Origin of the sequence: Streptomyces sp. NBC_01304, assembly GCF_035975855.1 — a bacterium.
GTDB lineage: Bacteria > Actinomycetota > Actinomycetes > Streptomycetales > Streptomycetaceae > Streptomyces.
Genome location: NZ_CP109055.1, coordinates 615,903 through 635,608 on the forward strand (window position 1 = coordinate 615,903; position 19,706 = coordinate 635,608).

The 19,706-nt window shown below is 68.8% G+C and carries 17 protein-coding genes; 10 read left to right on the plus strand and 7 right to left on the minus strand.

Features of this window, described 5'->3' with window-relative positions:
• The first annotated feature begins 14 nt into the window (after positions 1-14).
• Genes OG430_RS02720 through OG430_RS02730 form a run of 3 tightly spaced genes read left to right on the plus strand, consistent with a single transcriptional unit; the run spans position 15 to position 3,903 of the window.
• Complete coding sequence (locus tag OG430_RS02720; protein WP_327350740.1) at positions 15-707, plus strand: response regulator transcription factor; 693 nt, start codon at positions 15-17, stop codon at positions 705-707.
• Positions 704-2,002 (plus strand): sensor histidine kinase, encoded by a 1,299-nt coding sequence (locus tag OG430_RS02725; protein WP_327350741.1) that lies wholly within the window; start codon positions 704-706, stop codon positions 2,000-2,002. The genes OG430_RS02720 and OG430_RS02725 overlap by 4 nt, the downstream gene beginning before the upstream one ends.
• Positions 1,999-3,903 carry a glycoside hydrolase family 9 protein gene (locus OG430_RS02730; RefSeq protein ID WP_327350742.1) on the plus strand — a complete coding sequence of 635 codons (1,905 nt, stop codon included), beginning with the start codon at positions 1,999-2,001 and terminating at the stop codon, positions 3,901-3,903. Before OG430_RS02725 ends, OG430_RS02730 begins: the two co-directional genes overlap by 4 nt.
• Before the next feature lie 122 nt (positions 3,904-4,025).
• Here the strand turns inward: OG430_RS02730 and OG430_RS02735 are convergent, their stop codons facing one another.
• Positions 4,026-4,760: a flavodoxin family protein gene (locus OG430_RS02735; RefSeq protein WP_327350743.1), complete on the minus strand. Its 735-nt coding sequence runs from the start codon at positions 4,758-4,760 to the stop codon at positions 4,026-4,028.
• Positions 4,761-4,904: 144 nt separating this feature from the next.
• Between OG430_RS02735 and OG430_RS02740 the strand changes: the two genes are divergently transcribed.
• On the plus strand, positions 4,905-5,801 hold the full coding sequence (locus OG430_RS02740) for a LysR family transcriptional regulator (protein ID WP_327358946.1): 897 nt from the start codon (positions 4,905-4,907) through the stop codon (positions 5,799-5,801).
• 587 nt (positions 5,802-6,388) lie between these two features.
• The gene (locus OG430_RS49410) at positions 6,389-6,595 is read left to right on the plus strand and encodes a C40 family peptidase (protein ID WP_442816684.1); all 207 of its coding nucleotides are present in this window, start codon (positions 6,389-6,391) and stop codon (positions 6,593-6,595) included.
• A gap of 116 nt (positions 6,596-6,711) precedes the next feature.
• Here the strand turns inward: OG430_RS49410 and OG430_RS49415 are convergent, their stop codons facing one another.
• From OG430_RS49415 to OG430_RS02745, 3 genes are read right to left on the minus strand one after another with little or no spacing between them, the layout of a single operon-like run.
• Positions 6,712-7,107, minus strand: coding sequence for an Imm50 family immunity protein (locus tag OG430_RS49415; RefSeq protein ID WP_442816430.1), 396 nt, complete (start codon positions 7,105-7,107; stop codon positions 6,712-6,714).
• Positions 7,094-7,651, minus strand: coding sequence for an Imm50 family immunity protein (locus OG430_RS49420; RefSeq protein ID WP_442816431.1), 558 nt, complete (start codon positions 7,649-7,651; stop codon positions 7,094-7,096). Before OG430_RS49420 ends, OG430_RS49415 begins: the two co-directional genes overlap by 14 nt.
• Positions 7,575-12,185 (minus strand): DUF6531 domain-containing protein, encoded by a 4,611-nt coding sequence (locus OG430_RS02745; RefSeq protein WP_327350744.1) that lies wholly within the window; start codon positions 12,183-12,185, stop codon positions 7,575-7,577. Before OG430_RS02745 ends, OG430_RS49420 begins: the two co-directional genes overlap by 77 nt.
• A 570-nt stretch (positions 12,186-12,755) precedes the next feature.
• Between OG430_RS02745 and OG430_RS02750 the strand changes: the two genes are divergently transcribed.
• On the plus strand, positions 12,756-13,130 hold the full coding sequence (locus tag OG430_RS02750; protein WP_327350745.1) for a PadR family transcriptional regulator: 375 nt from the start codon (positions 12,756-12,758) through the stop codon (positions 13,128-13,130).
• The gene (locus OG430_RS02755; RefSeq protein ID WP_327350746.1) at positions 13,127-13,726 is read left to right on the plus strand and encodes an HAAS signaling domain-containing protein; all 600 of its coding nucleotides are present in this window, start codon (positions 13,127-13,129) and stop codon (positions 13,724-13,726) included. Before OG430_RS02750 ends, OG430_RS02755 begins: the two co-directional genes overlap by 4 nt.
• Positions 13,727-13,796: 70 nt before the next feature.
• Here OG430_RS02755 and OG430_RS02760 read toward each other — a convergent pair whose 3' ends face one another.
• Positions 13,797-14,609 carry a phytanoyl-CoA dioxygenase family protein gene (locus OG430_RS02760; protein WP_327350747.1) on the minus strand — a complete coding sequence of 271 codons (813 nt, stop codon included), beginning with the start codon at positions 14,607-14,609 and terminating at the stop codon, positions 13,797-13,799.
• 252 nt (positions 14,610-14,861) lie between these two features.
• Here OG430_RS02760 and OG430_RS02765 point away from each other — a divergent pair, with 252 nt between their 5' ends.
• On the plus strand, positions 14,862-15,803 hold the full coding sequence (locus OG430_RS02765; RefSeq protein ID WP_327350748.1) for an NAD-dependent epimerase/dehydratase family protein: 942 nt from the start codon (positions 14,862-14,864) through the stop codon (positions 15,801-15,803).
• 71 nt (positions 15,804-15,874) lie between these two features.
• On the opposite strand, the gene OG430_RS02770 is transcribed toward OG430_RS02765, so the two are convergent.
• Positions 15,875-16,288: an SsgA family sporulation/cell division regulator gene (locus OG430_RS02770; protein WP_327350749.1), complete on the minus strand. Its 414-nt coding sequence runs from the start codon at positions 16,286-16,288 to the stop codon at positions 15,875-15,877.
• A gap of 207 nt (positions 16,289-16,495) precedes the next feature.
• On the opposite strand from OG430_RS02770, the gene OG430_RS02775 reads away from it, so the two are divergent.
• On the plus strand, positions 16,496-18,091 hold the full coding sequence (locus OG430_RS02775) for a sigma factor (RefSeq protein ID WP_327350750.1): 1,596 nt from the start codon (positions 16,496-16,498) through the stop codon (positions 18,089-18,091).
• A gap of 443 nt (positions 18,092-18,534) precedes the next feature.
• Positions 18,535-18,981 (plus strand): hypothetical protein, encoded by a 447-nt coding sequence (locus OG430_RS02780; protein WP_327350751.1) that lies wholly within the window; start codon positions 18,535-18,537, stop codon positions 18,979-18,981.
• 310 nt (positions 18,982-19,291) lie between these two features.
• Here OG430_RS02780 and OG430_RS02785 read toward each other — a convergent pair whose 3' ends face one another.
• Positions 19,292-19,681, minus strand: a complete 390-nt coding sequence (locus OG430_RS02785; protein WP_327350752.1) for a VOC family protein — start codon at positions 19,679-19,681, stop codon at positions 19,292-19,294.
• Positions 19,682-19,706: the final 25 nt, after the last annotated feature.

Consider the following 19,706-nt stretch of genomic DNA (forward strand, 5'->3'; position numbering starts at 1 on the left):
TAGGCTCCGGTCTCATGCGCGTATTGGTCTTGGAGGACGACCCCGAGCTGGGGCCCGCCGTCGCCGATCGGCTGCGCGGGGCGGGGTTCGCGGTGGACCTGGTGCGGACGCTGGCCGAGGCCGATCTGAAGGTCTCCGTCAACGCCTACGACTGTGTCGTGGCCGATCGGACGGTTCCGGACGGCGATGCGGTCAGCTGGCTGGCCGAGTGCCGGCGGGCGGGGTCGGCACTGCCCTTTCTTCTGCTGACCGCGATGGATGCGGTGAGCGATCGCGTGGCGGGGTTCGAGCACGGGGCCGACGACTACGTCGTCAAGCCGTTCGCCTTCGCCGAACTGGTCGTGCGAGTGCGCGCGTTGTGCCGCCGGGGACAGCCCGCCCGGCTGCCGGTGCTGCGGGTGGGTGACCTGGAGGTCGATCTGCCGCGGCGCCGCGTATCGCGCGACGGGGTACTGCTCAGCCTGACGGCCAAGGAGTACGCGGTTCTCGAGGTGCTGATGATGCGCGCCGGAGAAGTGGTGACCCGCAGCGAGCTGATCGAGCACTGCTGGGACGAGGTGAGCGAGCCGATGTCCAACGTCGTGGATGTCCTGATCCGGCAGCTCCGACGCAGGCTGGGGCCACCGGACTTGATCGGGGCGGTGCGGGGCGTCGGCTATCGCCTCGGCGACGGCGACCACGGCCCGGCTGCCGAGGACCGAAGGTGAGACGCCTTCGTCGTGCTGCGCCCGCGTCCCCCGCCGTGGCCCGCCTGCGGCGCACCCGTCGGCTGATGACGCTGCTGTTCGCCGCGACGACCGCGGCCTGTCTGCTCGTGCTGGCCACGATCGCGGTACGCATCGACGCGGGCTCCCGTAGCTCCGGTCTCGACCACGAGGTCAGCAGCCGGGCCGCCGGTCTTGCCCGGTCCGTCTGGTTCGATGCCGGGGTGCTGCACCTGGAGCCGCTTGAGGAGGATGAACTCGCCCAGGGTGCGCAGGTGTTGGCCGTCCTGCAGGTCGGTCCGGGGAAGGCGCCGCTGGTACGGACCGCTGTTCCAGCCCGTTCCGCGCTGCCCGACGGCGGCGAGCTCGGCCGGGTGTGGGCCGACGTGCTGGCCGAGCAGGAGACCGTCGTGTTCAGCGCTGACTCGCGGAGCGGCCGGCAATTGCGCTGGGCAGCGGCACCGGTCTGGGACGACGACCGGATCGGGGCCGCCGTGCTGGTCGGCACGGGGCTGGCCCGCAGTGAGCGCGATCATGCGCTCCTTGTCCGCTGGCTGGCGCTCGGCTGCGCGGCCCTGGTGTGCTGTGCGGCGGCCGTCGGCCATCTGCTCTCCGGGCGGGCCATGCGGCCGGCCGTCGTCGCGCTGGCCCAGCAGGAACAGTTCCTGGCCGAGGCGGCGCACGAGCTGCGCACCCCGCTGACCACGTTGCGGCTGGCGGTGGAAGCGGGGAGCTCACCCGGCGAGGCCGTACGGCTGGTGGACCGGCTGAGCAGACTGGTCACCGGGCTGCTCGCCAGGGCCCGGATGGAAGCGGGCGGGCAGCGGCCCGAGCTGCTCGCGCTGCGCCTCGATCAGCTGGTGGAGACGACCGTGGCCGAGCTGCCGGACCACGATCGCGTGCGGGTACGCACCGAGCCCGTGGTGGTCCTGGGCGATCCCGATCTGCTGGCGCAGGCCGTGCTGAACCTGGTGGAGAACGCCCAACGGTACGGCGGCCCTGCCGACTCGCCGGTGGAAGTCACCGTCGCACCGGGCCTCGTCACCGTTCGCGATCACGGGCCGGGCGTGCCGGTCGCAGACCGGGAGCGGGTCTTCTCCCGTGGCGTCACCGAAGGCTCTTTGGGTACGGGAACGGGGCTCGCCATCGTCCGCTGGGTTGCCGAGCTGCACGGCGGCTCGGCCCGCCTCACGGACGCACCCGGCGGCGGACTGCTCGCCGAACTGCGGCTGCCGGTCCGTCCCGGCTCACCGTCCTCATCGTCATCTCATGAAGGCTCCGGCACCGTAGGGGCATGAAACGCCTCCACACCTCCGGTCTGCTCGTCACCGCCGCTGCGGGACTGGGCGCGCTGTTGATCGTCGTGCCACTGCTCGGCCGGGAACCCGAACCCGGAGCTTCGGACCGGGCAGTGGTCCGTGTCGATCAGGTCGGCTATGTGCGCGGTGAGACCAAGAAGGCCTTCGTCATGGGGTCCGAGGCAGCCCTCACCGGAGCCCGCTTCAAGGTCGTCGACACCAAGGGCAAGACGGTGGCGACCGGGAAGCTCGGCGCCTCCACCGGGAAGTGGAACGGCAAGTACCAGTCGGTGCGTACCGCGGACCTGTCCAAGGTGAACACTCCCGGTACGTACCGCGTCGAGGTGACCGGTACCGCCACCGGGCACTCCCCCGCCTTCAAGGTCGCCGGCGCCCGGGACCTGATGACCCCGCTCGTCCGGGACAACGTCCGCTTCCTGCAGGCCCAGCGCGACGGAGCCGACGTACTGCCCGACGTCCTGGGGCGCAAACCGTCCCACCTGGCCGACCGGGAGGCCACCGTCTACGCGCAACCCCGGTACAACAAGGACGGAACGGAGCTGCTCGACGAGCAACTGGCAGAAACCGGTGACCAGGTGGATGTATCCGGCGGCTGGTTCGACGCCGGGGACTTCCTCAAGTTCACCCACACCACGTCCTACTCGGTGGCCGAACTGCTTCTGGCCCAGCGGGAGTTGCCCGACGTGGAGGAGCTGTCCGCCGAGGCCGACCACGGCCTGGACTGGCTGGACAAGATGTGGGACCAGGACAACAGGACCCTTTACGCGCAGGTCGGCATCGGCGCGGGCAACGAAGGGGTGCGCACGGATCACGACGTGTGGCGGCTGCCGGAGGCCGACGACAAGCTCGACGTCTCACCCGGCGACCCCGACTACACGATCAAGCACCGGCCGGTCTTCCGGGCGGCCGCACCGGGCGAGGCGATCAGCCCCAACCTGGCGGGCCGTACGGCCGCGGTCTTCGCCCTCGCCGCGCAGCGGGCCGCCGAGGAGGATCCCGAGGCGGCCCGGGCCTGGCTGGGCAAGGCCGCGGCTGTCTACGCACAGGCCGACACCGAACCCGGCAAGCTGGTCACCGCCTTCCCGGGCGCCTTCTATCCCGAGGACTCCTGGCAGGACGACATGGAGTTCGGCGCCACCGAACTGGCCCTGGCAGCGCAGCTGTTGGAAGACGACCGGGAGGGCGACTGGACCGAGGAGGCGGCCGGCTGGGCAAAGGCCTATCTGGACTCCGACGTCCAGGGAACCCTGGGTGTGGCCGATGTGAGCGCGCTGGCCCACGCCGACCTCGCCGAAATCCTGGGCGAGAGCGATGCACAGGAGGTCGGGGCCGAAGACCTGCACGCGGACCTGCGGCGCCAGCTGGAAGACGGCGTCAGTCGCGCCTCCGACGATCCCTTCCGTGCCGGCGCGGTCTACGACGACTTCGACGCCGTCCCGCACACCTTCGGCCTGGTGGCGACCGCGCGGCTCTACGGCGAGGCCACCGGGGACACCCGCTACGCGGCGTTCGCGGCGCAGCAGCGGGGCTGGGCGCTGGGCGCCAATGCCTGGGGCACCAGCTTCATGATCGGCGCGGGAGAGGTCTACCCGCACTGCCCGGAGCACCAGGTGGCCAACCTCAAGGGCAGCCTCGACGGCAAGGGCTCCATCCTGCGCGGCGCCGTGGTCAACGGCCCCAACGAGGCTTCCAAGCTGGAGGAGTTGAACGGCTTCTCGGACATGAAGAAGTGCTCGGCCGCCCCGCCGTCCGGCGCCTGGAGCGAGTTCGACGGACAGGGAGCCCGCTACGTGGACCATGTGGGCGCCTGGCAGACCGTGGAGCCGGCCCTGGACTTCACCACGACGGCGCTGCTCGCCTTCGCGCTGACCTCGCGCTGACCTCGCTCTGGTGGACAGCCACGTGTGTGGACCGGTCCGGGACGGCAGAGCGCACCGTCTCCCACCACGACACCGGCTTGCCCGGACTGGACGCCGATGCGGATGCCGGGCAACCGGTCAGGTCAGGCGCCGGTCAGCGCTGCCGGTGCGCCGTCCGGCTCCCTGAGGGAGGCCGACAGGGCCCGGGCCTCGTGCTCGGTCATCCGAGAGGTCTCGTACGGCACTGCGTTGACCCACCGCTGCGTCAGCCGGGCGATCCGCTCGCCGTACCGCTCCGCGGTGATCATGTCGCCGCGCGATCCGGCCTGCTCCGACCCCAGGTCGGCGTGGCTCTGGCTCATCAGCCCCAGCCACGAGCCCAGCCGGTTCACGTCGTCGCGGGTGCCACCGCTCCAGTTGTTGCCCGGCATGTCGCCCACGCCGATCCACTGCATGCCCATCTGCGCGCCGAAGACCGCCAGTTGCTCCAGGACCGCCAGCTTGTCGCCGCTCTGCGAGGCGGACATGGTGAACGCGCCGGCCAGCTTGTCCTTCCACGCCTGCGTGACGAACGGCGTGAACGCCGCCTCCATGAACGCCTTGAAGACTGCCGACACGCTGCCCATCAGCGTCGGGGAGCCGAAGACGATCGCATCGGAGCGCTCGAGCAGCGCCAGCACTTCCGCGTCGTGCCAACGGCCCGCGACGACGTCCTCGGGCCGGATCTCGACGAGATGCACCCGGGCGCCCGGCACCAGCCGCGCCCCGTCGGCGAGATGCTCGGCCAGGGCCCGGGTGTGCCCGTGCACCGAGTGGTAGACCACCGTCACCGTGGCCGTCGGCGCATTCTGCTCACGGGCAACGTCATTGACTGTCATGTGCTCTTCGCTACTTCCGGTAGTGGGGAAAGCCCTGCTTGCCCACCCATCACAGCCTGTGTACGGCACGGCATCAACGCCGAACTTCGGCACCCAGCGATCGGTGACACCGATCGATCGGGTTAGCCTGGGCCCGTGGACAGGATGGAATTGGAAGCATTCGTCGCGGTCGCCGAGGAGCTGCACTTCGGTCGCGCCGCCGCGCGCCTGCATCGGGGGCAGCCCACCGTCAGCGATGCCGTCAGGCGGCTGGAGAGCACCCTGGGCGGACGGCTGTTCCACCGCACCAGCCGCCGGGTGTCACTGACCGATCTCGGCGAAGCGCTGCTGCCCGACGCCCACGCCACCCTGACCCAGTTGCGCCACTTCCAGCAGCGCGGACGCGCCCTCGCCGCCGGCGACAGGGCCGACACCACCCTCGTCGTCGCCCACGCCGAATACACCGCGCTCCCGCTGCTGTTGCGCTGCCTGCCGCAGCTGCGCGAGCGTTTTCCCAGCGTGACGATCGTGCCGGAGGCCATGCCGACCACGGCCCAGGTGACCGCCCTGCGGGCACAGACGATCGGCCTCGGCATCGGCTGGGCGACCGGCGGCGTCACCGGCGTACGCGCTCGGGTGCTGTCCTCCGAGAGGTTCATGGCGCTCGTGCCCGAGGCCCATCCGCTCGCCGATCACAGCGAGTTGAGCGCCTCCGAGCTGTCCACCACCGGCCTGCTCACGTGGCCCCATCAGATCAACAGTGGCCTCTGCGACCGTCTCCTGTCCGCCTTCCACATCGGCGGAGCCGACCTGCGCATCATCCGAACCGCCGACAGCGTGCACGCCATCGCCGCCCATGTGGCCGCGGGAACGGGTATCGGCATCACCGTCGAATCCGCCCTCGACCAACCGCCACCCGGCCTGCGCGTCATCCCGCTCACCGGCCCTTCGACCACCGCCGACCAGGTCGCCCTCACCTCCACCGAGCCGTCGGACACGGCCACGGCACTGCGCGACTTGCTGCTGCACGCGTCGGCACAGGCGGCCTCCACCCGTCACTGAGCGGTGTGTATCGGCGAGTTGAAGGTGGTGGGACTGATGCACCCGCGTCGTGCCGGACGCTCACTCGTCGGCAGTCGGAGTCCAAAGATCTTCCCCAAACCCGGCGTCCACGAACGACCCACCACCGATCTTGATCATTCCGGCATCCGCTGGTTGCAACGGCCCGCTCTGAGGGGCACGGCGAGCCCGCCCTCAAGCTCACGACCCGTCGCACGTGGAACGGATGTCAGGCTCTCCAGCAACCGTCGACTCTTGCGCCGTTAGGGTGATGCCGGATCGTTTGGCCAACGAAACCCCGGACATACCCGAAGGGATTCACGGGCGCTTCGATGACGCCGGATTTCGAGCTCAAGGGCAGGCACTGACTCGATTCGACAACAGTGCAGATTCCTGCAGGAACGGTTTGAGCCGGCGGCCTGTGAATGCCGGCCGCTCTCCCGACTAAGTCCGTGTCCTATGTGGTGAGGCGGACGAACCGCTTGTAGCAGCACAGGCCGGCTCTGCGCTGGCACCGCTGAAGGCGATCGCCTACGCCCGGGGCCAGTTGGGCCTGCCCTACCTGTGGGGCGGCGGCGGGCATCATCACACTGCCCCGCATCGCACAGGAGCAGTACCGCGCTGGGCCGCGCGTGCCGTGGGGACAGCAACTCCGGCCTGGCGACCTGATGTTCTACGGCTCCCCCGGCAACATCCACCATGTCGGCCTGTACATCGGTAACGGCAAAATGATCCACGCCCCGCGCCGCGGTGCCCTGCTCCAGATCTCGCCCTGCCACTATCACGGGGGCGACTAGGCCAGAGCGACACGGACGGCTGAAACGACCACGCAAGAAGCCTGGTCAGATGTGAGGCAGGTTGGGGGCAGACTCCGCGCAACCCTTGCAGGCAAGCTCGCCCCAACCTCCTTGCACTAGCAGAGGTAGGCCCGCAGTCCGGATACCGTCGCCGATGACGCCGAAAACTCCATGCGAGACCCTTCGCTTGTTGCGCTTACGACGATTCCCCAGCCGCCCGATGGCATCAGACTGACCATCTTCACTCCCGGAGCCTCCCACCCTCTAACCAGCAATCCTGCAACGTCATTGAAGGTGAGGTAGAACTCGATCGAGTTGAGCCCCTTCGACGCCCAGTCCGGCGGTAGGGGCGAAGGCAGCTCTCGCGTATCGAACCCCAGAGTGACAGACCTGCCCCGTTCATCAATGTGCACGTAGAACAGGTCAGCCGAGTCGAGTGAGGGCGGGAGGCCATACAAGTTCGCCAGATCTCCGGGCGAATCGAGTAGGTCGACCCAATTAGACTCTGCCATAGAAGTTCTTCTCACTGACGTTAGGGATGGAATCGCGCAGCTTTGCGTCGAGCCTGCGCAGGAACGAATGTGGCCCTTCGTCGGACCCGTCAGCTCCGGGCTGAAAACTGCTTTCATGCCCCACCAAGACCGAGTTACTGGCGGAGAATTCGAGATGCACCTCGCTGCCCGACGCTACGACATGGATCCTCTGGTCAGGCTCGGGGTTAACCGTGAACGCGGAAAACACGGGAGGCTTCCAATCCGTCAGGGAGAGGTCTGCCACGGCCAAGAATTGCAATTGGCACTGGATAACATCGGATCCTGGCCGCTCTGGAGTCGAGGCACCCTCGACATCCAGCGGGAGGTCGATGCGCAAAATAAGGCTCGGCCCCCGCCAGTTCAGGTTGACCGAACGCAGCCTCACTGTGTCAATCGGCGGGATGGGGGTGCGGAAAGCCTCAAGGATCTCAGGGTTCCTGAGGTACTTATTCAGGGTCGTAATAGTAATGTGGCTCACATCCCGGGATCTGGCCGTTGCGTGTGTTGTCGTACGGTCGCACATGGATATGTGCCGGTTGATGCCCAGGGGTGCCTGGCTCTCGATGCCCGAACCAGTGATCCTGGAACACCACGATATCGCCGGTTTCCGGGTTCTCATACCACTCTTCGCGGTAGACCACGGGCTCATGATTCCGCATCAACTGCTTGCTGCCTGCGTACTCCGGACCAGTAGCCGGAACTTGGTCGTTCATATCGAATGGTTCAACTCCCTCAACCCCTGCATCCCTCAGCGCTTGGGCTTTCTTCTCTTCAAGGGAGCCGCGCTGCCCCTCTGGAGGACAGTCGTCGGTGGGTGCCAGCCCAAGGGGGTCGGCCCAAGTGTGGGGGTTGGGCACATACGCTGCGGGGTTCGGAGCCGGTCGAAGCCCGAGCGGATCTTGGGAGAGGTAGCGAGCCGTTTCCGGGTCGTAGTGGCGAAAGTAGTTGTAGTTGAGGCCCGTCTCCGGATCGAAGTACTGGCCGGGGAAACGGAGTGGCGTGTAAGCGGTGGCGCCACGGTTCCAAGCGGTGGCACCCCATAGTGCATTGCGGGAGCGCCAGGCAATGCGACCGTTTGTGTCCACAAGCTCGGTAGGTGTCCCGATCAGGTCGGTGACGATCGCGTAGAAGCGTTCATCGACGACCTCTTGGGAAAGATCATTCGCTGTCTTGCGTTCCGTCTGGGCCAGGGGATGCAGGCCGCGGTGGTCCCACGTGAGGGTGACGGCCTGGGGGTTGTCGAGGGCGCGTGTGGTCTGTTCGCACAGGGTGTTTCCGTCCCAGGTGAAGTCCACCTGCTCGACCACTGATTCTCCGTCTGCCGCGAGACGTTGTTTCGCTGTCCGGCGGCCCATCGGGTCGTAGTGGTAGCGCCAGACGGTGCCGTCTGGCGTGATGACAGAGGTGAGCCGGTCCTCGGGGTCCCAGGTGTATCGCCAGGTGTCTGGCTTGCGGGACAGGCGTGACTTCTGGCGCAGGGTGACGCGGCCGGCTGCGTCGTGTTCGTAGCGCATGTTGCCGGCGCTTTGAATCCGGGTTCCGGTGTAGACGCGGGCCCCATGGGCTTCAAGGCCCGGCAGCTTGGAGGGCCAAGTCGCCTGGATCTGGTTTCCGGCGTCGTCGTATGCGTAGGACTCGGTCCAGCCGCGCGCGTGGACGGCCGTGACCCGGCCTGCCGCATCGAGGTCGAATTGCTGCGAGCCGTTGAGATGGTCGTCCACCGAGGAAAGAAGTCCATCGGCTCGATAGCCGTAGGTGCGGTGCTGGAGTGCCTGACCGTCTTGACCGGCGACGTGCTGGGAGGTCGTGCGCCCCAACTCGTCATAGGAGTAGGCCAGGTTGAGGTGTTCGCCGATGTGACGGCTGAGCTCACGGCCTGCGTCGTCGTGAGCGAACGACACGGTGTGGCCCGAGGTGGTCAGCTGTGTGCGGCGACCGGCCGCGTCCAGTGTCCACGTGCTGGATACCCCTGTGGGCGTGGTGCGTCCGGTGCGTTGGCCCAGCGCGTCATAGGTGCGCGTCAGTACTCGGCCGTTGACCGACTCCGAGAGGATGCGGCCAACACTGTCGCGCTCCATGGCGAGAACGGAGTTCGGCCCTGCCGCCCGTACGAGGGCGCCCTTCCTGTCGTATGTGTAGGTGGTGAGCGCTCCGGCGGCGTCCTTCGTCGCGATACGGCCCAGCAGGTCGCGCTCGAGGCGGATCGTGTCACCGGACGGCATGGTCCGGCCGGTCAGCTGGTTGGCCGCGTCATACGCATAGGTGCGCGTGCGGTCGTCGAAATCGGTCTCGCCGACGATGTTGCCGGCGGCGTCGTACTCGTAGTTCCAGGTCATTCCCAGCGGATTGACAACCTTGCACAGTCGCAGCTCGGTGTCGTGCTCGAATTCCAGACGTGCGCCGTCCGGGCCTGTGCGCGAACTCATGAGGTCGAAGTGCGTGTACTCGAACTGACTGACCGAACCTGTGGCGTCCGTATGACTGGTGCAGTTGCCCTCGCCGTCGTACGTCCATGACTCGGTACTGCCGTCGGGTTCGATCCGGCGGGCCGGCAGGCCCTCCACGGTCCACTCCAGGTAGGTGGTTGCCCCGAGCGGATCGGTGATGGAGACAGGACGACCGAAGGCGTCCCGCGCGTAGTGGGTGACAGCACCCAGTCGGTTCGTGGTGGCCACGGGCAGGCCCGCGGCATCACACGTGATGACGTCGGTGTGGCCGAGCGGATCGGTGACCGCCGTGAGACGTCCGGCCTCGTCATGCGTGAACTGGGTGACTGCCTGGGCCGGGTCCACCGACGCGGAACGGTTGCCGCGGTGGTCGTAGGAGTAGCGCCAGGTCGATCCATCCGCCTCGACGACTTCGACCCGGCGGTTCAGCTCGTTGTAGGCAGCCGTGGTGATCGAGTCGTCCGGCCGGTGTACCGAGAGCAGATTGCCGTGCTCGTCCCGGGTCCACGTCGTGGTCCGGCCGAGCGCATCGGTGCGACTGAGCAGCCGGTCACGCGCGTCATGTGACTGCTGCGTCGTGCGTCCCAGCGGGTCTGATTCCGCGATGACTTGGAGGCGGCTGTTGAACTGATAGGTGGTGGTGGCACCCAGTGAGTTGGTGAAGCGCGTGATGTGACGCTCGGCGTCGTAGTCAAACGTGGAGGAGAGATATCCGTCCGGGCCGACCGTCGCGATCACGCGGCCGGCGGCGTCGTAGGTGTAGTGGAAGGCGGAGCCGTTGCGGTCGGACCAGGAGCTGATCCGTCCTTCTGTGTCGTAGGTGAACCGCAGTGGTAGGCCGGAGGAGTTGGTGACCTCGGTCAGATCTCCAGTCCCTACGTCGTGCGCGTAGGTCATCACCGTCACGGCCTCGTCGGGGCCGTCCTGGGTACGCAGAGCCAGCTCCGTGACGCGCATCAGCTCGCGGTCGCTCGTGAGACGAAGCTCGTATCCGCCACTGTGCGTCACCGTCATGGGCATGCCGTTGCCATCACGATGAATGTCGATCTGGTTGCCGTTGCGGTCCTCGATCGCGATCAGCCAAAGCTGCCAGCCCGTTCCATGAGGGCGAGCGAAGTAGCGGGTCACACCGGTGTGAGGATCGGTGGTGGCGAACTCCATCTCCTGAGCGCCGAACTCGCTCGTGCGCCGCAGGGGTATACCCGGGCCTTCCAGGGGCAGCACCACGGGCTGCTGGGGGGTGGGCAGTCGGTCGTAGACCAGCAGGGTGCCGTCCTCGCGTGCCCAGACGGCTCTGTTTCGTACGTCGACCTCGATGCGCTCGTCCAAGGTAGAGGCCCAGGAACGTCCGAACCACGTGCCGAAGGTGTAGTCCGAGAGGTGGGTGCGCTTGAGGACCAGGGGCAGTACGCCGGGGAGGCGAATGTCGGTCTGCGGCAGCACCATTTGCCCGGTGGCTACATCCACCGGGTCCGTCTCACACCGTCGCTTGTTGAGGTCGACGCCGTGTCGACGTGGGTCGTTCAGTGCCTTGTTGAGCAGATCAGGCTTGCTGCCGGCCGCTCCTCCGGTGCCGCCGCGGCCGCCAGGTGAGTTGGGCCCACCCTGATTCGGGCCGCCTGGTGCCGTCCCGTCGCGCCCCTTCATGATCTTGTCGAGGTCGTCGGCGACACCGCGCTCGTTGCGCTTGTGGTTCTCCGAGGTGTCCCGCATGTTCTTCGGGACGGTCTCGCCGTTGTGCTTGATGACAGCCGTGACGGTCTTCTTGAAGGCTTTGGCCGCGCCGTCGACGATGCCGTCGATGGGAGCGGTCAGGGCGTCCTTGCCACGGGCCCGGCCGTGCGCGTTGTGGGCGCGGTCCAGAGGGCCGGTGAGGTTCTTCAGGGAGCGTTCGCTGAGGCGGCCCATATCGCCGGCGCCCTTTTCGTACTCGGCGTGGTCGATGCGCATCGTGCCGGTGCCGCCGCCCGGCCCGCCTCCGGAGGAGCCGCTTGCCGAGTTGAGCTGCATGGCGGCCGCGCCACCGGTCGCCGGCTGGATGGCATCGTTTGCCAAGTCCAAGACGGCGTCCGAGACCATTTCCTCCAGCTTGGCGGCGACCGGCTCGGTGACCATGGAGATCACCTGGTCGACGATCTGTTCGGCGGCCTCCTTCACCAGACGGCGGACCACCTCCCGCATCGCAGCGATCTCCGCCGCACCGATCAGGGCCGACAGACCGCCGGTGACGAAGGCCAGGCCCATCGAGACGCCGACCGAGGCAGCCAGCACGCCGAGCTCGACCTCGGCCTTGATCTTCATGCCGTAGATGATGTCCGCGACCACGTCCATGGCGTTCGCGAACTGCCGCGCGACGTCGGGGAGTTGGTCCAGATGGGAGGCTTTGACCTTGCCCCAGTGGTCCTGCAGGGCGTCGACGGCCCAGCCCTCACTGGAGGACAACAGCCGGCTCACCGCGGCCTGCGCCTCGGCCGAGTGGCCGTCGAAGGCGTCCGCGAGCTCACGCATCGCGTCTGCCATCTCGCGGTAGTCGTCCTCGTCTACATTCGGGAAGTTGATCCCGATGAAGTCGAGTATCTCGTCCAGCCAACCAGGCAGCACATAGCCCATCCCCGCACGTCTCCCCGTGCCGCGCCGCTGCGACTAGGCCCCCGTGGCTCGTCGCGTACGCGAATTCGTACCGTACGCGACTGCCCTTTCGAGGTCCAAGGCGGCCTCTCGACTCACCACCAACACGGTCGGGTTGGAACCCGGGAGGGCCCATGGATGCGGGGGCGCCGTGTGCCGGGAACGACCTCATGGTGATCTACGTAGGACCTGTATGTGCCGAGTCCGAAAGTGGCCGCTCGCGGGAAGGGGCAGGCGCTTAGGCGGCCGACGCCGTCGGAGCATGTCCACCCGGACATGCCCGGTCGCTGCAGACTGACCCAGCGGATCACCCTGAGTCCGATACCCACTCCGATCAGATGCCTCACGAGCACGAGGGGCACCTTCCGCAGATTCAGGGCAAGTTGACCACCCGGAACCAGTTGGACGGGGCTCGCCCGCCGCACCGGCGACCGGACGCAACGGTCGTCGATCAGCCAGGGCGTCGCCGATCAAGTGATTGCAGGCAACCCCAATCGGGCCCGGGGCAGCCCCCCTTCCCATCCACTTGCCCCACCAGGTATCTTGCATCGCATGGAACCAGGTGATTCGACCAAGCAGGCCCGGGCAGCCGCCCAGCTGCGCAAGGGCGTCCTGGAGTACTGCGTACTCGCCCTGATGCGGGACCGTCCGCGCTACGGCGTGGAACTCCTCCACGCCCTGGAGGAGTCCGGCGCCCTGGCCACCAGCCAGGGCACGGTCTACCCCCTGCTCTCCCGGCTTCGCCGCGACGACCTGGTCACCACCACCTGGCAGGAGTCCGCCTCCGGTCCACCCCGCCGCTACTACGCGCTCACCGACAGCGGCCGAGCCGCACTCGACGAGTTCACCCGTGTCTGGCCCGGCTTCCGCAACGCCGTCGACGCGTTCCTGACCACCCCCCACCCCTCCACCGGAGACCCCGCATGAAGACTTCTGCCGACCCCGTGCGCGACTACCTCTTTGCCGTCGAGCGCGAGGCATCCGCACTCCCCGCCGACCGCCGCCAGGAACTCCTCGCCGACCTCGCCGAACACATCGACGTGACGCGCGCCGAACGTCCCGACGCGGCAATCGGCACGGTCCTGGCGGAGCTCGGGGACCCCCGCACGATCGCGGCGACGGCACTGGCCGAGGCAGGCAGCACGGTTACCGGCGCCCCGGTCGCCAGTGCTCCCGGCGCGCCCGCCCGGCACGGCAAAGTGCACCCCCTGGTCCCGCTCCTGATGCTCACGCTCCCCTTCCTCCTTGCGACGGCCCTGCCCGATGCCCCCGCCGTGCAGTTCTGCAGCACCTTGTTCCGCGTCGTCGGTGCGGTCCTTCTCTGCACCTCGGTGCACTGGACCGCCGTCCAGAAGACCACCGGCGTTCTGCTCACCGCCGTCCTGCCGACCGTCGCCATCAGCATCTGGATGTGGGCCGGCGCCGCCCCGGCGGGCGACGGCCCGGCTCTCCTGGCCAACGTGGCGACGCTTGCCCTGCTGGCCTGCACGACAGCTTGGCTCTGGCGGGTCCGCCGCGCCTGAGCGCGGCAGGCGCGGCGCTGCCCGGGCAATGGGGGTGCCGCGCAGTTCCAGGCAGGAGGAGGAAGCAGGTCTACGCGGCGCCGGGGTCGGCGCCTTCCCCGTCCGGGCCAGGGGTGTCGTATCCCAGGCCCCGACGGATCGCGATCTCCACGGGTGAGTACGCGCCGTCGGCCCGCTCCAATTCATAAGGAGCGGCCGGCATCAGCGGCGGCTGGGCCATGAAGCGCGGCCGCACCCCGTGGTGCGGCTGCGCCGCGTGCACCAGGAACGGATGGCACAGGAAGACGTCGCCCAGGGACCCGGTGGCGAGGGCGAGTGGCCGGTGCTCGGACGCCGCCACCAGATCAGGCGCAAGCGCCAGCCCGCTCGCCCCGTCCTCCCCGTACTTCTCCAGCACCTTCGGCACATCGAGATGCGAGCCGACCCGGATCCGGGTCGGGGCGTCCTCCTCGCCGACGTCGCTGAACAGGAAGAGCATCAGCAGCGCCCGGCCCTTGGAGCGCAGATTGGTGAAGTACCAGCTCTCTCCCTCCGGTAGATAGCTCCCCTCGATGTGCCAGCCCGCGTCGTCCGGCTCCTCCGCGTGCGGGAAACGCAGCGGGAACGTACCCAGCGAATAGCGCGGCTCCCAGCGTCCCGCGCCGACGAGAAGGTCGTACGCACGGTGCAGGGAAGGGGAGTTGGGTGCGGCGGCGAACGGCCCCTGCGCCATGCCCGCCACCCAGTGCACGGGCTGCGTCCACGTCGCTGGATCGTCCGCGTCGCACCCCGTCTCTCGCCACAGCAGCCGCACGCAGTCCGCGGCCACGCGCGGCGCGACGGCACCCTCCAGCTTCACGAAGCCGTCGCGGAGGAAGCGGGAAACCAAGGTCGTGTCATCCATGCCCCCATCGTGCGGCGGCACCGAACCCGCTCACCCGGCAATCCCCGCACCACCTTTGTCGGGTGCTCGTCCTTTGTCGGGTGCTCGTCGAGCCTTCCTGCCGTTGGTGGGGTCCTTACGTTGGCGCGTGCAGCATGTGCGCGAGAGGGGCGCGGTCTTCCCATGAGAGGGCGCGCACTCCACCGGTGCCCGGCTCCCGATGACGCCAACACCCGGCTCGGGAGCGGGACATGGTCACGCTAGTGTGCGCAGGTGAGCCTTTACATAGTCGTTGGTTTCGGGCCCGCCGGGGCGGCCACTGCTCGGCTGCTGGCCGAGCGGGGGCACTCCGTCCGCGTCGTCACCAGGTCGGGCCGAAGCCCGGAGCCCGGCATCGAGCACCTTGCCCTGGACGCGGCAGACGGCCGACTGCTGACCGAGGCGTCGCAAGGCGCGGCCGCACTCTTCCACTGCGCGGCGCCGCCCTACCCTCGCTGGGCGAGCGCATGGCCGCCGCTGGCCTCGGCGGCCTGCCAGGCGGCTGAGGCGACCGGGGCCGTCCTGGTCATGCTGGGCAATCTGTACGGCTACGGCCGGGTGGACGGCGCCATGACGGAGACGTTGCCGCTCGCGGCAACGGGCCCCAAGGGGCGGGTGCGCGCTGCCATTTGGGAGCAGGCTCGCGGTCTTCATGAGCAGGGCCGCATCAAGGCCGTCGAGGTGCGGGCCTCGGACTTCTTCGGGCCCGGCGTGGTCGACGGCGGCCACCTGGCCGCGCGCGTCATGCCACGGCTGCTGCGCGGGAAGCCGGTCTCCGCGCTCGGGGATCCCGAGGTCCCGCACAGTTGGACCTATCTGCCGGATGTGGCCCAGGCGTTGGTCGAGGTCGCCGGCGCGGAACAGGCCTGGGGCCGGGCCTGGCACATTCCGACGGCGCCCGCACGATCCACCCGCGACATGGTCGACCGCCTTGCCGCTGCGGCCGAAGTCGGGCCCGTCGGGGTGCGCAAGGTACCGCCGGCTGTGCTGGGCGCCGCGTCGCTCTTCTCCCCGATGATCCGCGAACTGAAGGAAGTCCGCTATCAGTTCGACCGCCCCTTCGTAGTCGACTCAAGCGCCTACGAGGCTCAGTTCACGGTACGAGCCACCTCCATCGAGGAGCAGGTCAAGGCCACCGTGGACTGGTGGCGCGAGCGCCTGGCCACCAAGGGCTGAGCAGGCGAGGGCCCGGCGAGGCCAGCGGCTCGGACTGCCGGCCCACCGCTCCGGGCCCACCCCCTCCGGGCTCATGCCTCCCGCATCAGCGCGCTCAGGCTCCGGTCGAGGTCGAGGGCGACCGCCTCGTCGCCGGGTGCCGTCACCGCGTACGAGCGGAGCAGGAAGCGGCGCAGCGGTCCCGTGTCCATCTGCGCCAGGGCGATGCCCTCGGGCGTGTGGAACTCGAGGATCGTCTGCGCCCGGCCGCAGGGCCAGATGTGCACATCACCGCTGCCCGACGGGGTGCGCAGACCCGACTCGAGCAGGTCGCGGGCGAACGTCCAGGGCACCGGGCGGCCGTCGAGGGAGGCCCCGGGCGGGAAGGTGATGTGGATGGCGAGCGGGTCGGCGCTGTCGTAGCGGAGGGTCACGCGGACGGTGGGCTGCCCGTCGGCGGACGTGATGAGGCGGGCGCGTGCGGACTGTTCGATTACGAGAGTCATCTGTCCGGCTCCTTCGGCGGTGTGCTGGGCGGAGTGAGCGGTTGCCTGTGCTCCTGTGCCTGTCGACTGCCTTGTCGACCCGCCGGGGGCCCTGCGCATTACGCGAGTGACGGCGGATACCCCTGTGACCTGCGCCACTAACATCTTCCATTCGGGCATTTCGTACATAAGCTGGCAAACTTCCGATACGTACCGGAGAGTCCTGCCATGACCGACGGTCCCCCTGCCACAGATGTCGCGGCATACGCCCGCATCTACGAGGACCAGCAACCTCAACTCGTCGCCTACGCCCGCTCCTTGACCGGTGACCCGTGGCTTGCCGAGGACGTGGTCGCCGAGGCCCACTTCCGGGTCTGGCGGCGGTTGTCGGCGGGGCACGAGATCGACAATGTCGCGGCCTATCTGACCCGGACCGTACGCAACGTCGCGAGCACAGTCGGTAGCTCTGCCGCCCGCGAGATCCCCGTCGCGACCGACGCGACGAGCCCGGGCGGGCCCGAACCGGTTTCCGTTGCTTTCCCCGGCTCCTCCGCGGACCCCAGCGCCCGGATCTCCCACGTCGACCTGCTCAGCCGGGTCCTCGGGCAGCTGCCCGAACGCTGGGTCAAGGCGCTGTGGCTGGCGGAGGCCGAGGACCAGCCGCTCGACGCGGTCGGCCGCCGCATAGGCATCGGCAGTGGGGCCACGGCGGTGCTGCTGCACCGGGCCCGAGAAGGGATGCGCCAGGCGTTTCTGCGCGCCCACCCCGGTGCGCCGCAGGACGACGCGTGCGCCATCCACTGGGAGCGGATGCCCGCGCTCGTACGGGACGCCGCATCGCCGCGGCACAGTGAGCAATTGCGGCGCCACATGGACGGGTGCGAGGACTGCCGGGCCCGCTTCCTGCTCCTGGCCCGAGCCAACAGCAGGCTGGGCGCGCTGACCGGTCCCGCGCTCCTGGTGCTTGTGCTTGGTGGCGGGGCGAAGTTCCTGGTGCCGGCCGCGGGGGCGGCGGGCACCGTCGGTGGTCAGGGCGGCCAGGGCGGGTGGCTGCATGCGGCACACCAGGCCGTCACGGGCGGGCTCAAACTCCCCGCGGTCGCCCTCGGCGCGGTCGGCGCCTCGGTGACCGGTGCGGCCATCGCCGCAGGCCTGATGGTCGGCGCCGCCGAGCCGCCGGTACCGGCGCAGCGTGTGGCCACGCAGCAGTCCGACAGTGCGCCCGGGCCGTCCACACCCGCCGCGACTGGGGCTCCGCTCGCAGGGCAGGAATCCGAACCGCAGGACTCCCCTGCGGCGCCCCTCCAGGAATCTCCCGCCCCACCAGCCCAGGACGCCCCGGCCCAGGCGCCCGCCGAGGCAGCGCCCTCTACGGCGGCCGACCGGGCCGTTGCGGACGAGCCCACCGAGGAATCAGCCCAGCGAACGGAGCCTCAGGAGCCAGAGCGCCAGGAACCTGCGCCCGAGGCGCCCACAGATCAAGCGCCGCCTCAGCCGCCCTCCGCCCAACCGACGGACCCGGCCCCGGCACCCGCCACTCCATCGCAGCCGGTCGAACCTCCCGCAACCCCGCCGTCCGAGGATCCGGCACCGGCCACTCCCCCGCCCTCCGATCCGGCGCCGCCCGTGGATCCGACACCCGTTGACCCGGATCCGCCCGTCGACCCGACCCCATCCGATCCGGTCGAGCCCCCCGACACCGGGCCGGCCGAGCCACCCTCAGCCGAGCCGACACCCGTCGACCCGGTGGACCCCGCGCCCGTGTGCCACGACATCCTCCGGGGCGGCATCACGATCACCGTCTGCTACTCGGCGGGCGGGTGAAAACCAGGTGCGATGAGCGAGGTGATCTCGGCAGGATGCGCGACGTGACTGAGCTGCCGAGCAACGCCGTCCCCACCCCTGCCGTCCTCGATGCCTTCGGTGTGCAGGGCCCTGCCGTCCCACTGGTTGGTGGGCAGGGGCGGAGCGTTCGCGTCGATCGGTTTGTGTTCAAGCCTGCTGAGGGCTCTCACGACGAGGCCGAGTGGGCGGCTTCCTTGTTCGAGAAGCTGGCGCCCGGCAGTGGCTTCCGCGTCCCGCTACCGCTCCGGGCCGCCGACGGGCGAAGCATCGTGGACGGCTGGACTGCCAGTGAGTTCCTGACCGGTGCCCCTGGCCCACAAGGACACTGGACCGGTGTGCTCCGCGCCGGCCGTGCCTTCCACACCGCTCTGCGCGAGGTGCCCCGGCCCGGCTTCCTTGCTCGGCGTACACATCCGTGGGCCGTGGCCGACCGGGTCGCATGGGGCGAGGCGAACACCGACGTGGTCGAAGACCTCTCCGACCCGTTCTCGGCTCTACTGAAGCTGAGGCGCCCGGTGAAGCAGGACGAAGCTCAGCTCATCCACGGTGATCTCACCGGCAATGTGCTCTTCGTCGCGGGCGAAGTGCCTGCTGTGATCGACTTTTCCCCGTACTGGCGACCCCCGGTATTCGCCGAGGCCGTGGTGGTCGCAGATGGTCTGCTGTGGTTCGACCTGCCGTCCGACCTGCTGACAGCCGGCAGCCATCACCCGGATTGGCCGCAGATGCTGATTCGTGCACTGATCTTCAGGCTCGTCGCGCACAGCGAGAGCGCGGGGCCGTCGAGGCGGGCTCAGTGCGGTGAGCCGGAGCGGTATGTACGGGCCACCGATGTCGTGGTGAAGAAATTCGCGGCACTTCAGGAGTAGTGCGACCCCGCGGACCATGGGCGCGGCCATCGCCTGACAGCCGCAGCGGTGACAGCTGAAAGAAAGGCGTGCACGCCGTGTTGTCGTAATGGGCGGCGATGGCCCGGGAGTTCCTGAACTCGCTGATCACCCGACGGCGATCATTCGGCCGGTCCCGGCGCACCGCCACGAGGCAGGAACGACTCCAACCGATCCCCCTCCGCATTCGTCAGATCCTCACGTCCCATACCGCCGGCCTGACCCCAACACCTCACTCGCGTCAGGAGATCTGAGAAACGGCGCCTAGATCTGCCTCCTTGATCCGCAGCGATCAGGGAGACAGTCCTTCGGTGGGGACCCACAGGCAGAACGGGTGACCGGCCGGGTCGAGGCAGACCCGTACATCGTCCTGCGGCTGGAATGCGGCCAGAGTGGCACCCTGGGCCAAGGCGTGCCCGAGGGCCACGTCCAAGTCATCGACCTCGATCTCCAGGTGCAGCTGCATCTGTTGATCACCCTCTTCGGCAGGCCAGGTCGGCGGCACGTAGTTGCGTGCGGTCTGGAAGGAGAGGCTGGTGCCGCCGTCCAGCGGTCGCAGGATCACGTCGTCCGGCTCATCCACAGCTACGGTCAGGCCGAGCAATCTGCAGTAGAAGTCGGCCAGTTCGTGGGCATCGGGAGCGTCCAGACTGACGCTGCTCAACCTCAGTCGCGGTGCCATGGTGTCCATGGTGCCGCATGGGACG